The sequence below is a fragment of the Halococcus hamelinensis 100A6 genome (genome assembly GCF_000336675.1).
Lineage (GTDB): Archaea > Halobacteriota > Halobacteria > Halobacteriales > Halococcaceae > Halococcus > Halococcus hamelinensis.
This window is the reverse complement of record NZ_AOMB01000030.1, coordinates 1-12853: the sequence shown is the minus strand read 5'-3', so window position 1 is coordinate 12853 and position 12853 is coordinate 1. Positions and strand designations below refer to the sequence as shown.

12 protein-coding genes and 1 pseudogene are annotated in these 12853 nt (G+C 67.6%); 6 read left to right on the top strand and 7 right to left on the bottom strand.

Annotation, left to right across the window (positions count from 1 at the left end; translation table 11 throughout):
* Nucleotides 1-135: 135 nt before the first annotated feature.
* From C447_RS09225 to C447_RS09210, 4 genes are all read right to left on the bottom strand, one after another.
* Nucleotides 136-795 (bottom strand): TetR/AcrR family transcriptional regulator, encoded by a 660-nt coding sequence (locus C447_RS09225; RefSeq protein WP_237713464.1) that lies wholly within the window; start codon nt 793-795, stop codon nt 136-138.
* Nucleotides 796-924: 129 nt separating this feature from the next.
* Nucleotides 925-1677, bottom strand: a complete 753-nt coding sequence (locus tag C447_RS09220; RefSeq protein WP_007693208.1) for a pirin family protein — start codon at nt 1675-1677, stop codon at nt 925-927.
* A gap of 84 nt (nt 1678-1761) precedes the next feature.
* Nucleotides 1762-1983, bottom strand: a complete 222-nt coding sequence (locus C447_RS09215) for a hypothetical protein (protein WP_007693207.1) — start codon at nt 1981-1983, stop codon at nt 1762-1764.
* Nucleotides 1984-2014: 31 nt separating this feature from the next.
* Nucleotides 2015-2449 carry a hypothetical protein gene (locus tag C447_RS09210; RefSeq protein ID WP_007693206.1) on the bottom strand — a complete coding sequence of 145 codons (435 nt, stop codon included), beginning with the start codon at nt 2447-2449 and terminating at the stop codon, nt 2015-2017.
* Between the two features lie 235 nt (nt 2450-2684).
* Here C447_RS09210 and C447_RS09205 point away from each other — a divergent pair, with 235 nt between their 5' ends.
* From C447_RS09205 to C447_RS09180, 6 genes are all read left to right on the top strand, one after another.
* Nucleotides 2685-3971 carry a hypothetical protein gene (locus C447_RS09205; protein WP_007693205.1) on the top strand — a complete coding sequence of 429 codons (1287 nt, stop codon included), beginning with the start codon at nt 2685-2687 and terminating at the stop codon, nt 3969-3971.
* Between the two features lie 64 nt (nt 3972-4035).
* Nucleotides 4036-4764 carry a hypothetical protein gene (locus C447_RS09200; protein ID WP_237713463.1) on the top strand — a complete coding sequence of 243 codons (729 nt, stop codon included), beginning with the start codon at nt 4036-4038 and terminating at the stop codon, nt 4762-4764.
* A gap of 92 nt (nt 4765-4856) precedes the next feature.
* Nucleotides 4857-6134, top strand: coding sequence for a DUF7405 family protein (locus tag C447_RS09195; protein ID WP_007693202.1), 1278 nt, complete (start codon nt 4857-4859; stop codon nt 6132-6134).
* 171 nt (nt 6135-6305) lie between these two features.
* Entirely contained in the window at nt 6306-6905 is a 600-nt protein-coding gene (locus C447_RS09190) for an AsnC family transcriptional regulator (RefSeq protein WP_007693200.1), read from the top strand.
* A gap of 159 nt (nt 6906-7064) precedes the next feature.
* Nucleotides 7065-9683, top strand: a complete 2619-nt coding sequence (locus C447_RS09185; RefSeq protein WP_007693199.1) for a heavy metal translocating P-type ATPase — start codon at nt 7065-7067, stop codon at nt 9681-9683.
* Nucleotides 9684-9762: 79 nt separating this feature from the next.
* Nucleotides 9763-10095, top strand: a complete 333-nt coding sequence (locus C447_RS09180) for an SMR family transporter (RefSeq protein ID WP_007693196.1) — start codon at nt 9763-9765, stop codon at nt 10093-10095.
* A gap of 83 nt (nt 10096-10178) precedes the next feature.
* On the opposite strand, the gene C447_RS09175 is transcribed toward C447_RS09180, so the two are convergent.
* The 3 genes and pseudogenes from C447_RS09175 to C447_RS18550 form a co-directional block, all read right to left on the bottom strand.
* Complete coding sequence (locus C447_RS09175) at nt 10179-11183, bottom strand: cytochrome d ubiquinol oxidase subunit II (protein ID WP_007693189.1); 1005 nt, start codon at nt 11181-11183, stop codon at nt 10179-10181.
* Nucleotides 11176-12573, bottom strand: a complete 1398-nt coding sequence (locus tag C447_RS09170) for a cytochrome ubiquinol oxidase subunit I (RefSeq protein WP_007693185.1) — start codon at nt 12571-12573, stop codon at nt 11176-11178. Before C447_RS09170 ends, C447_RS09175 begins: the two co-directional genes overlap by 8 nt.
* Nucleotides 12574-12759: 186 nt before the next feature.
* A pseudogene (locus C447_RS18550) lies at nt 12760-12853 on the bottom strand (universal stress protein); the annotation flags it as partial.

Here is a 12853-nt window from a genome sequence, read left to right as displayed (position 1 = left end):
CGAAGTCGAGCGGTCGGCATCCGGTCGGTTCCGGTTCCGATCGGGGTGACCCCACAACCGAACTCCGGAGGCAGAACGAGGGAAACGATCCCCGGAAAGGGGATCGGATCGCGGCTGTCGAGCCGTCGTGGACGGTCAGTTTCGGGCGGTCGAACGGGCGCTTTTGAACTCGGGTTCCTCGCCCGGCGGGGCGAGCGAGGAGATGACGAACTCGTCCAGCGCGCGGCGTATCTGCTCGGGCGCTTCGTCGTGGCCGAGCGAGATCCGCCGTCCGCGTGCGGCGTGTATCGCGTCGGTGATGAACTGCGCCGTGTTCTCGGGGTCGACGTCGCGGAAGACGCCCTGCTCGATCCCGCGTTCGATGACGCGGGTGATGCTGCGGCGGATCTTGGTGTAGTGGCGGTTGAATATCTCGCGGTGCTGGTCGTCGTTCTGGGCCTGCGAGAACAGCTCGTGGTAGACGCGCATCCGGTCCCAGTGGTCGAAGTCGCTGGCGAACTCCGGGCCGAAGAGACACTGGTCGATCCTCGCGTCCAGTTCCGCCCAGAGGTCGTCGCTCTCGTCGACCGCGACGCTGCCCTCGTACTGTTCGATCACGTACTCGAGGAACGCCGAGATGAGGTCGTGCTTGCCGTCGTAGTAGTAGTGGATCAACTGGCGGGTCATCTCGAACTCGTCGCCGATGTCGCGCAGTCGGAGGTCGACGTAGCCGTGCTTGCTGAGCGCCCGAAAGGTCGCCTCCATGATCGCCCGCTCGGTGTCCGTAGAAGATCCTCGTTCACTGTCCGGGGTCATCGATACGCCCGATAGGGTGGAGCGACGTATTAGATTCGTGGTTGCACCTCCCGTCGTTCCGACCGCTCACCGTTTTACGAGACGGATCCGCGACACATCCACCGGAAAACGTTCGGCGGGGGAGCCCGGTCAGCGGACGTACGGGCCTCGCTGCTGGATCGGCTCCTCGTGTGGCGACCCGGCGACGGCGACCACACGGAACGCCTCCGCCCCGTCGCGTTCGAGGTCGAGGTCTTCGGCGCTCGTGACCGGAAGAACGTCCCCAGCCGCGAACCGGTCCCCGTCGACCGTTCCGTGGCCGTCGACGCCGTAGAGGAAGCCCGACCAGCCGTCCGGTATCGTCCACGTCCAGCGGTCGGTGACCGCGACGTCGAGGTACTCCATTCGCGTGCGAAGTTCGATCGGTGACCCGTCGCCGACGACGGTGGTCACGGTGGCACCGTCCTCCGCCTCCGTCGGGAGGTCGTCGCCGGTCGCGTCGTCGTAACTGGGCTCGACCTCCTTGGCCTCGCGCGGGAGGTTCACCCAGAGCTGGAGTCCGCTACACGCGGCCCCGTCGGCGGGGAACTCGGAGTGCTGGATCTCGCTCCCGGCGGTGATCCGCATGACGTCGCCTTCGGTGGCCGTGTGCGTGACGCCGAGGGAGTCCCCGTGGTCCATCCCGCCCTCGATCATGTACGAGACGATCTCGAATCCCCCGTGGGTGTGCATCGGAAAGCCCCGCTCGGGCTGGATGAAGAACCGCTCGAAGAGGACGAACGGGTCGAGATGGTCGGGATAAGTGTTCGTCGGGAAGGCCCGGTTCGACTCCACACCGGTTCCGTGCCGGACCGTCTCGCCGGCGACGGGACCGGTATCGTGCCGCGCTGGCTCGTTTGACATTCCGGTAAAAATTGGACGAGCGGGCGTGATAAGCATCTCGAATCCGGAGCCCCGATGTGCGTCGTCAGCGGTTCCGTGAGAAGGTCACTCGGTTCGTGCGTCGCTGGAGCCGGTCTCGGCTCGAAGAACTCGGAAGACGATGCCGAGGCTGACGAGCAGTATCACGACCGCGACCAGCACGAGCCAATCGACGCCGAACAGCCGGGGTGCTGTGGGTTCGGGATCCGCAGTCCGTTCGTAGATCAGCAGCACCATCGCGATGGCAGTCAGTCCCTGTCCGAGCAAAGCCTGTTTCTTCGTGTTCATGTGAGAGTATCGAGCGCCGTGTCGTCGTTCGTCAGCCCCGTTTCCCGGTCCCTGACGAGAGGAGCGGTCCCGACTCGAAGACCGAGAGGTCGAAGTGGTGTCCCCCGCGGATCCAGTCGGCACCGATGAACACTATCGAGCCCCCGCCGACGAGGGTGAACAGGACGAGAGCGGGCAGCACACTCCCGTCGTAGGCCGTCGTCCCGTTCAGAACCGGGATCAACTGGCCGAGGGCGAGCGAAACGCCGACCAGGACGTTGCCGACCCCGACGAACTGGTACCACTCGACACCGCCGAATCGGCGGTCGAGTCCACCAAGGACGAATAAGACCCCGGCGAGGATCATCCCGCCGAGCAAGAGGGCGGTGGCCGGCTCGGCCGGTGACGGGAACCCGAAGGCGACGACGATCGCCGAGGGGAGTGCGATGACGAGGCCGCCAACTAGCACGAACCATCGACGTTTCATATCGCCCCTTTATGTCGTAGAACGATAAGGATACTCCCGTCGGTTCCTCCGGGCCAGGGAGGCGGCTTTCGATGGGCGCACCAGAACACTATTTCGAACCCTCCTCCTTCCGCCGAGGGATGGACGATGACTCCGGATCGGATTCGTCTCTCTCCGCCCGGGACGACTCCCGGCGAACCGGTAGCGAATACGACACGCTCTTCTCCACCAGTGTTCGAGGGTCTCACGATACACGATGAATGGCGGGTTCGAACCGTCGGCGGGTCTGGGGCTGCTGGCCCGTGGCGGTCTCCGGGCGGCGATACTCGTCGGTGCGCTCCAGTTCGTCCCGCTCGCGTCCGCCCACGGCGGGACGGTCAGGATCGTCCAGTGGGCGTCGCTGCTCCCGCTCGTTATCGGGCTCGTCGTCGTCGCCGCGAGCATCTACCTCGGCCGGACGCTCGACTCGGGGACCGCACACTACGCCGTCTATGGCGTGTTCTGCGGACTGGTACTCGTCGCGGCCGGTGGCGTCGGGCTGGTACAGCTCTCACAGATACAGTCGTTCTCGGTCTCGCAGTCCCCGATCCCGGAGGCGGCGTTCTACCCGGCGACGCTCCTCGTCGGCGCGCTCGTGCTGACCGGGAGCTTCGTCGTGGTCCGGCTTCGATGGCCCTCGCGCCCCCGATACGCGATCCTCGGGGTCGTCCTCGGGCTCTGGATCTCCTATTCGGCCGCCATGGACGCGCTCGGGGTCTACGGTCCGACCAACCCGATGGGGTATCTCCTCGAACTCGCGCTGCCGGTGACGGTGGGCTACATCCTCTGGCGCGACTGTCGCCACCTGCTGGCCGACCTCCGGCGGGACCGCCTCGCGCGACGCTTCGGTGCCGGGATCGCGCTCCTCGCCGCCGTGTTCTTCCTCTTCTCCTCGGGAATGTTGAGCTTCGCCATCGACGACGGCGTCGGGCTCTCGTGGACCCGGATCGACCTGGAGCTGTTCCCGATCCTCGCGCCGCTGGCGACCTGGCCCGCGCTCGAACTCTTCGTTCCCCGACTTCCGTTCGTCACGCCCGTCCTCGAAGCCGTCCTGCCGCCGGACCTGTTCGCGACGCCACCGTACGTTCCGTTCCGGGCGGCGCTCTCGCCCGGTGTGGTCCTCTTCGTCGGGCTGCTCGGTGGGCTGGTCGGGCTGAACGGGGCGGCCATCGCCCACTTCTGGAAGGGCGACGGAGCCGACGCCGGGGGGAACGACACGACGACGAACGCCATCACGGGGGCGCTCGCGCTGACAGCGCCGAACGCGTGCTGTTGTTGTGGCCCCGTGCTCGCGGAGTTCGCGGTCGTCCTCCTCGGCCCCTCCACCGCGATGCCGCTCTACTGGCTGTTCATCGACCTCGCCTCCCCGGTGGGGATGGTCTTCTTCGGGGTTACGGTACTCGCGCTCACGGGGAACCTCGTTCGTGCCGACCGGATGAGCCAGGAACCGAGGTCTTGCATCGTTCGGGTCGACGCACCGTCCGCGAAGGCGTCGGGCGATTGAGGCACCCAATCGCATGAGACTGCCGAACGGACTCGGGGTCGACACCGATCGATGGGGGGCTCGGGTGGCTGCACCGCTGCTCGTCGGGGTCGTCACGCTCGGCGTGGGACCGCTCCTCGCCACGGCGCACGTGCCCTCCACGGGGGCCACCGTCGGGTTTCGTTTCCCGGTCCTCGTGGTCGGGTCGGCCCTCGTTGGCTCGCTCGGTGGGGTCGGCGTGATCCTGGCACGGGTCAGACGCCCACCGAGTCGGTTCGGAGGGAGAGGGTTCTCCGGCGCGCTCGGGGTCGGACTGAGTCTCGTCGGTGTCCTCGTGTTGCTCCCGCTCGGCCCATCGAAGCCGGGACTCGCGTTGCTGGCCGGCGCGTCGGGCGTCCTCGGCGCGATAGGGCTCTCCCGACGGACGCGTGTCGACGACGACAGGGCGGTAGCGCTTTCGACCACCGGTGCGTTGACGCTTCACCAGTTCGTCGAGGGCACGGCGCTCGCCGGTGCGTACATCGCGGGTGGCGTGGTCGGGGTGACCGCAGCGGTGTTGCTGACGCTCCACACCGTCGCCGAGACCGCCGTCGTGGCGGGAACCCACGTCAGCGCTGCCGACACCTCCGGAGCGGTCGTCGCGGTCGGGCTGATGCAGACCGTCTACGTCGTCGCGGCCGGCGTCACCTTCGCGGTCGCGTGGTCGATACCCCTGTTCGTTCAGGACCTCGCCGCGGCGGGCGCTGCGGCCGTCCTGTTGGCCGTCGGCGTGCGTGAGTGCTGGTCGGTCGTGGCGGGTCGGCCGCCCTCCTGAACGTGGCCCATCGGCCGGTGGATATCGGAGGACGGCGTCGCGTTCGATGGACGAACCAGAACGCGCTTTTGACTCCGGACCCACGATATCGTATGCTTCCTCGCACGGACCGTGGCGTCTCGCGACGTGCGTTCGTGAAGGCCGCGGTCGCTATCGGCGGCGGGTCGGCGCTTGCGGCGTGTACGGCGCGTGAGGACACCCCCGACCTCCCGCAGGGCCCCGACGACCTCTCGGGGTTCCCGGCGCGCCAGCACGCCTGGAACGACGTTCTCGACCTGGACGACGCCGACAACCACCTCGGTCCGCGCCACCGGGTTCTGCTGTATCTCGACTACGCCGGCGACGGCACACCGACGGATGCCGACCGCCGGACCGTCGAACGGGCGCTTCGGGGGCTCGAACACGCGTATCCCCGCTCGAACGACGGGTTGCTCTTCACGGTGAGTTACTCGTCGGCGTACTTCGAGCGGTTCGGCGACCCGCTCCCGGAGTCGGTGGATCTCGCGAAACCGAAGGCGCTCACCCCGTTCGAGGAGCCGACGCTCGATACCCCCGACGCGGTCGTCCACCTCGCGAGCGACTACGGCAGCGTCGTCCTCGGGGCCGAACGGGCCCTCCTCGGGGAGCAGGACGAACTCAACGGGGTTTCCATCGAGGCGGATCTCGACGGCGTGCTCGAACGGACCGACCGCCGGACGGGGTTCGTCGGCGACGGACTGCCCGCCGACAACCAGGACGTGGACGGGATCCCCGACTCCGAGCCGGTGCCGGACGACGCGCCCCTCTACATGGGGTTCAAATCGGGGTTCGACGAGAACCAGGCGACCGAGGACCGCGTGACGATTCAGTCGGGCCCGTTCGTGGACGGAACGGTACAGCAGATCTCGAAGATCCAGCTCCACCTCGACCAGTGGTACGACCAGGACAGCCGGTCACAGCGGGTCAGCAAGATGTTCTGTCCCGCACACGCGGAGTCGGGTGCAGTGGAGGGCGTCGGCGAGAACCTCGGAAACGCGAGCGGGATGGACGACTGCGCACCGGCGGAGACGGCGGCGCGCGAGTCGGGCGTCGTCGGTCACTCCCAGAAGATGGTTTCGGCGCGCGAGAACGACCGCCCGATCATCCTCAGACGGGACTTCGACTCGACCGACGGCGGCGACGCCGGGCTCCACTTCCTCTCGCTCCAACGGACGACCGAGGACTTCACCCGGACGCGCGATGCGATGAACGGCACCGACCTCGCGTCCGAATCCGCGCTCGGGCAGAAGAACAACAACGGCATCCTCCAGTACATGAGCGTCACCAACCGCGGGAACTACCTCGTGCCGCCACGCCCGCATCGGGCGCTTCCGGTGCCACGGCCGACGTAGCGCTCGTTCGTCGTCCACGTTACGAGGACGATACGTAGGGACGACCCAGGGGGACGGGTCGATTCGGAGGTCGGTACTATCCCCACGTCGGCTACCGACGGAAGGCCAGTCGGGAATATACCTTACAAACCAAGGCGAAATCGGTTTCCAGTTCCGATACCTATGTCGAGTATGCGAACCCTGGACGAGACCGACTCGGAGATCCTCCGCCTGCTGACCGAGGACGCCCGCCGGCCGTATCGTGAGATCGCCGACGCGGTCGGCCTCAGTTCCCCGTCGGTCTCCGACCGCGTGAGCCGACTCGGGGAGCTCGGGGTCATCCGCCGGTTCACCCTCGACCTCGACCGCTCGAAGCTTCGTGGCGGCACGCCCGTCCTGGTCGAGCTGTCGGTACGACCGGACTCGGTCGAGGCGGTCCGTGAGACGCTCACGCACACGGACGGGGTCGAGCACGTGTTCACGGCCGCCGACCCGCGGGTCTTCTTCCAGTCACGCCTCCCGGACGCGAACGTCCGGGCGTTCCTCTCGGATACGTTCGATGGGGACGGGCTGGACACGATAACCGACTACGAGGTCGTCGTCCTCACGGATGCCGACTGGACGCCACAGGTCGGCGGGACCGACCTCGCGATAACCTGCGCCGAGTGCGGTAACGAGGTCGGCGAGGAGGGCGAGACCCTCCGCGTCGACGGCGACCTCTACTACCTCTGCTGTCCGTCGTGTCTGGAGCAGTTCGAGGCCCGGTACGAACAGTTCAGCGCCGACGCCTGACCCGACCGAACGACGGACCCGTTCGCTGTCCCAGTCGGGATGCCGTAGGAACCCGGGGTCCGGAGCCGTCGACCGCCTTCGGATCGTAGGCCAGGATCCTTCAGAACCTACGTATCTGAAGAAGAGAGGCATTGAACGAGGACCCCGTATGTACTATCGATGAGCAAGCGAAGCGTACACCTCGACATCCGGGGCATGAGCTGTGCGACGTGCGCCGAGTCGATAACGGCGTCGTTGCACGGCCTCGAGGGGGTGAGCGAGGCGACGGTCAACTACGCGACCGACGAGGCGACCGTCGAGTACGACCCCGACGAAGCGTCGCTGGCGGCCATCTACGCTGCGGTCGACGACGCCGGCTACGAGGCGGTGAGCACCTCGGTCTCCATCGCCATCACGGACATGACGTGTGCGAACTGCGCCGAGACGAACGAGCAGGCGCTCGAACGCGTGCCGGGCGTGATTTCGGCGGCGGTCAACTACGCGACCGACGAGGCGACCGTCGAGTACGACCCCGCCGAGACCGACCACGAACGCCTCTACGAGGCGATCGAGGACGCCGGCTACTCCCCGGTACGCGACGACGGGAGCGACGGCTCGGAATCGGAGCGCCGCGATACCGCGCACGAGGGCGAGATTCGCCGCCAGCGACGGCTCACGCTGTTCGGCGCGGCGCTGTCCCTCCCGCTGATCGCGTTCATGGTCGAGAAATTGGTACTGGGTGGCGGCGCGCTCCCCGAGACGGTCTTCGGGCTGGAGTTGGGCTGGGTCGAGTTCCTGCTCGCGACGCCGGTCCAGGTCGTGCTCGGGCGGCCGTTCTACGCCAACGCCTACAAGGCGGTCGTGAGGAACCGCCGCGCCAACATGGACGTACTGATAGCCCTCGGTTCCTCGACGGCCTATCTCTACTCGGTGGTGGTCCTGCTGGGCGTGCTCGCGGGGAGTATGTACTTCGATACGGCCGCGCTGATCCTCGTGTTCATCACGCTCGGCAACTACCTCGAAGCCCGTTCGAAGGGGCGGGCCGGCGCGGCGCTCCAGCACCTCCTCGAACTGGAGGCCGACACCGCGGCCGTCGTCGATGCGGACGGCGACGAAACGGAGGTCCCGCTCGACGAGGTCGCCGTCGGCGACCGGATGAAGGTCCGGCCGGGCGAACGGGTCCCGACCGACGGCGTCGTCGTCGACGGGCGGTCGGCGGTCGACGAGTCGATGGTCACCGGCGAGTCGGTGCCCGTCGAGAAGGAAGCGGGCGACGAAGTGGTCGGCTCGACCATCAACGAGAACGGCGTCCTCACGGTCGAGGCGACCAAGGTCGGCTCGGACACGGCGCTCCAGCAGATCGTTCACACCGTGAAGGAGGCCCAGTCGCGCCAGCCGGACATCCAGAACCTCGCCGACCGTATCTCGGCGTACTTCGTGCCGGTCGTGATCGCGAACGCGCTGCTGTGGGGGGTCGTCTGGTATCTGTTCCCCGAAGCGTTGGCCGGTTTCGTCGGCTGGCTGCCGCTGTGGGGCCTCGTCGCGGGCGGCCCGGCGGCCGCCGGCGGTACGGTCTCGGTCTTCGAGTTCGCGGTCGTGGTGTTCGCCTCGGCCGTCCTGATCGCCTGTCCCTGTGCGCTCGGGCTCGCGACCCCGGCGGCGACGATGGTCGGCACCTCGATCGGCGCGGGAAACGGCATCCTGTTCAAGGGCGGTGACGTCCTCGAACGCGCCAAGGACGTCGACACGGTCGTGTTCGACAAGACGGGGACGCTCACCGAGGGCGCGATGGAACTGACCGACGTCGTTCCCCTCAATGCCACTTCCGCCACGGACGATTCCGAGACGGCGGCCGACGGCGGTACGCGAACGGTCAGCGGCGGCACGGAAGCCACGACGAACCGAACCGACGAGGCGACGGTGCTCCACGCCGCCGCGAGCGCCGAGTCCGGGAGCGAACACCCGCTCGCGCGGGCGATAGTCGACGGGGCCGAAGAGCGCGGTATCCATCTCACCGACCCCGAAGACTTCGAGAACGTGCCGGGGCAAGGCGTGCGCGCGACGGTCGGCGGAGAGGCGGTACTCGTCGGCAACCGCACGTTCGTACGCCACAACGGTATCGATCCCTCGGTCGCCGCCGAGGAGCTCGACCGGCTCGAAGGCGAGGGCAAGACCGCGATGCTGGTCGCACGGGGGGACGCGTTGCTCGGGCTCGTCGCCACCGCCGATACGGTCAAGGGGAGCGCCGAGGAGGCCGTCGCGGCGCTCCACGACCGGGATGTTTCGGTCCACATGATCACCGGCGACAACGAGCGGACGGCCGCGGCGGTCGCCGAGGCGGTCGGCATCGACCCCGCGAACGTCCGCGCGGGGGTCCTCCCCGAGGACAAATCGGCCGCCATCGACGACATCCAGCGGGACGGGCGGACGGCGATGATGGTCGGCGACGGGGTCAACGACGCGCCGGCGCTCGCGACCGCCGTCGTCGGGACCGCGATCGGCTCCGGGACCGACGTCGCCATCGAGGCCGCCGACATCACCCTGTTGCGCGACGACCCGCTCGACGTGGTGAAGGCGATCCGCATCAGCGACGGCACGCTCCGGAAGATCCGACAGAACCTCTTCTGGGCGCTCGGTTACAACACCGCGATGATCCCGCTGGCCTCGCTGGGCCTGCTCCAGCCCGCGCTGGCCGCGGCCGCGATGGCGTTCTCGTCGGTCTCGGTGCTCTCGAACAGCCTGCTGTTCCGCCGGTACACTCCCGACCACGACTACGAGCTCCTCGGGTTCCTCCGCTGACGAGCATCGTCGCGTGCGACCGCGACGACCCGGAGGAAATATCGAACGAAGTATACGATCGCCCTCGGCGGATCGAACGATGAACCCCTATCCCCTCCTCGGCCTGGCGATCGTCATCGAGGTCATCGCGACGACCGCGCTCCAGTACTCGGCGGGGTTCACGAACCCGGTCCCGACCGCCGTCGTCGTCGTCGGCTATCTCGCGTCGTTCTACCTCCTGAGTCTGATTCTCGGTCAGCTACCCATCGGACTCGTCTACGCGACGTGGTCGGCGGGTGCGATCGTACTCATCGCGGCCATCGGCACCGCGTTTCTCGGACAGCGGCTCGACCTCGCCGGTGTCGTCGGTATCGGCCTCATCGTCACGGGCGTCTACCTGCTCAACGTGGTCTCCGACATCGCCGTTCACTAGCGCCGGTCCTTTGGGTTTCACCGAGCGGGGCGAAACCGTCGTGGGCCCTCGTTTCGTTCGGCGGGTGAACCGTTCGTCGTCGGCTAGTAGGTCTCCTCCGGCTCTATCGGGCCGCTGAAGACCGAGTACAGCACCACGAAGTAGCCGAGGATGATGGGGAGCAGGACGCCCGCCATGATCGTCATCAGGTTGAGCGAGAGGAGCGGGACGACCGCCGCCCCGACGGTCAGGTCGGCCGCCGGGTCGATCGTTGGATAGAGGAGGGTCGCGACGAGCGCGACCAGGCCGAACGCCAGCCCGCCGGACGCACAGAACGCCGCCACGTCGGCCTCCCGTCGATGGGCGGCGATCACGCCCACGACGAGGAGGACCGTGAGCACCACCAGCGCGAGCGGGAGCGGGGCGAGCAGGGCATCGCGGAGGCGTGGCGTCATCACGAGGAGCCAGCCCAGCGTGACCACGACCAGCGCCAGATACGCGACGGCGGCACGCGTTCCGTACCGGCGCATCTCCGTTCGAAGCTCACCTCGGGTCTTGAGCACGAGGAAGCCGCTGCCCTCGACGATGGTGAGGGCGACGACGGCGAGGCCGACCACGACACCGGGGATCGTCACCAGCCGTGTCGAGCCGAGAAGCCAGTTCGCGGCGAACATCCCGAGCGTGAACGGCGCGGCGACGCTGCCGACGACGAACGCCCAGCCCCACGCCCGTCGCCACCCGCGGTCCTCGCGCTGCTCGTAGAACTCGGGGGCGAGTCCCCGGAGCCCCAGCGCGAACAGTAACGCGAACAGCAGGAGGTAGTTGCGGCTGAACAGGTTGGCGTAGACCGCCGGGAACGCCGCGAACATCGCCCCGCCGAACACCACCAGCCAGACCTCGTTGCCGTCCCAGAACGGGCCGACCGCGGCGAGCAACTGGTTCCGGTCCTCGTCGTCGTTCCGGGTGGCGAACAGCGCGCCGATACCGAAATCGAACCCATCAAGGAAGAGGAACATCGCGAGGAAGAAGAAGAGGACGACGAACCAGACCGCTTCGAGCGGGAGGCCGAACAGCGGGGCCGAATCGAGCGAGAGCACCGACTCAATCATCCGTCGGCACCCCCTGGTCGCCCGGGTTCCGGTCGGGCCCGTCCCGGACCGTCGGCGGGCCGCGGCGGATGAGTCTGACGAGAACGTAGACGACGAGGACGAGCAGTCCGAGGTAGCCGACGGCGAACCCCGCGAATGTGAGGAGGGCGTCCGAACCCGAGAGGTCCGGCGAGACCGCCTCGGAAGTCTTCATCACACCCTGGATGATCCACGGCTGGCGGCCGATCTCGGCCACCATCCAGCCGAACTCCACCGCGACGAACCCGAGCACCGAGGAAGCCATCAGCGCCTTGTGGAGCAGCCGGTCTTCGAGGAGCTCGCCGGTCCGCCAGCGGTAGCCGCCCCAGAACGCCAGGACGATGAACCAGAAGCCGAGCGCCACCATGATCCGAAACGACCAGAAGACGACCGCGATCGGTGGCGTACCGACGTTCGCGAACTCGCTGAGTCCGGTGATCGGGGCGTTCGGGTTCCCGCCGCTCGCCAGCCAGCTCGCCATGCCGGGGATCCCGATCCCCACGAGTTCCTTGGCCCGCGGGTCGAGGATCTGGCTGAACGTCGTCGGGAACGCGATGATGTACTCCGGGACGTAGCGGGCGGTCTCCCAGACCGCCTCCATCGCGGCGAACTTCTCGGGCTGGGTGTTCGCGATGTGGCGCGCGTAGGCGTCGCCGTGGATGACCTGGAAGGGGGCCGAGACCACCATCACCGCGAGCGCGGACTTCAGCGAGCGCTCCCAGAACGCCGTCGCCCGACCCGTCCAGACGTAGTATGCCGCGATCCCCGCGATCAACAGCGCCACCGAGAGCACCGCCGAGTTCTGCATGTGGACGAACTCCCAGAAGAACCGGGGGTTCGCGTACGCGGCGATCGGGTCGGTGAGCGTGATGACCGTCTCGCCGTTTCGCGTGACCAGCTGATACCCCCGTGGATGCTGCATCCACGAGTTGACGATGAGGATCCACGTCGCCGAGAGCCACGACCCGAGCCCGGTCAGGAAGGCCGACGCGAAGTAGGTGCGGTCGGAGACCCGGTCGCGACCGAACAGGAACACCCCGAGGAAGACGGCTTCGAGGAAGAACGCCATCATCCCCTCGGTGGCGAGCGGTCCCGCGATGACGGCCCCGGCGGCCCGTGAGAACTCCGACCAGTTGGTGCCGAACTCGAACTCGAGGACGATCCCGGTCACGGTCCCGGTCACGAAACTGATCGCGAAGACCCGGGCCCAGAACCGACGGAGCTGTTCGTACACCGGTTCGTGGGTCCGTATCTCCTTCCACGTGAAGTAGACCAGAAACGGCGCGAGCCCCATGCTCAACACGGGAAACACGATGTGGACGATGATCGTCAGCGCGAACTGGGCCCGACTCAGGACGACCGGATCAACCATACGCTATCGTCCGACCGGGACGGGATTGAGTTTCGAACCCCAGTATCGGGGGTCCTTTATCCGTTCCCCAACGGACGAACGAGCGTCGGTCGACTGTAGGCCCTCCGATCGCCGGTTACAGGCCCCCGATCGCCGGTTACAGCACTCCGCTCGCCGATACGGCCCTTCGAAACGCGGCGTCGTGTCTCAGCGCTCGCTCCCGGTCTCGGTTTTCATGACGAGCGCCGGTCGAGCCGTCAACCTGAGCACGCGGTCGGTGACGCTGCCGAGGAGCGCGCGG

Coding starts and splice junctions, on each gene's coding strand:
- C447_RS09215 (WP_007693207.1), bottom strand. CDS start 1,983: ATGAACACGAAGAAACAGGCTTTGCTCGGACAGGGACTGACTGCCATC.
- C447_RS09170 (WP_007693185.1), bottom strand. CDS start 12,573: ATGGTTGATCCGGTCGTCCTGAGTCGGGCCCAGTTCGCGCTGACGATC.
- C447_RS09175 (WP_007693189.1), bottom strand. CDS start 11,183: ATGATTGAGTCGGTGCTCTCGCTCGATTCGGCCCCGCTGTTCGGCCTC.
- C447_RS09185 (WP_007693199.1), top strand. CDS start 7,065: ATGAGCAAGCGAAGCGTACACCTCGACATCCGGGGCATGAGCTGTGCG.
- C447_RS09220 (WP_007693208.1), bottom strand. CDS start 1,677: ATGTCAAACGAGCCAGCGCGGCACGATACCGGTCCCGTCGCCGGCGAG.
- C447_RS09190 (WP_007693200.1), top strand. CDS start 6,306: ATGCGAACCCTGGACGAGACCGACTCGGAGATCCTCCGCCTGCTGACC.
- C447_RS09180 (WP_007693196.1), top strand. CDS start 9,763: ATGAACCCCTATCCCCTCCTCGGCCTGGCGATCGTCATCGAGGTCATC.
- C447_RS09195 (WP_007693202.1), top strand. CDS start 4,857: ATGCTTCCTCGCACGGACCGTGGCGTCTCGCGACGTGCGTTCGTGAAG.
- C447_RS09225 (WP_237713464.1), bottom strand. CDS start 795: ATGACCCCGGACAGTGAACGAGGATCTTCTACGGACACCGAGCGGGCG.
- C447_RS09205 (WP_007693205.1), top strand. CDS start 2,685: ATGAATGGCGGGTTCGAACCGTCGGCGGGTCTGGGGCTGCTGGCCCGT.
- C447_RS09210 (WP_007693206.1), bottom strand. CDS start 2,449: ATGAAACGTCGATGGTTCGTGCTAGTTGGCGGCCTCGTCATCGCACTC.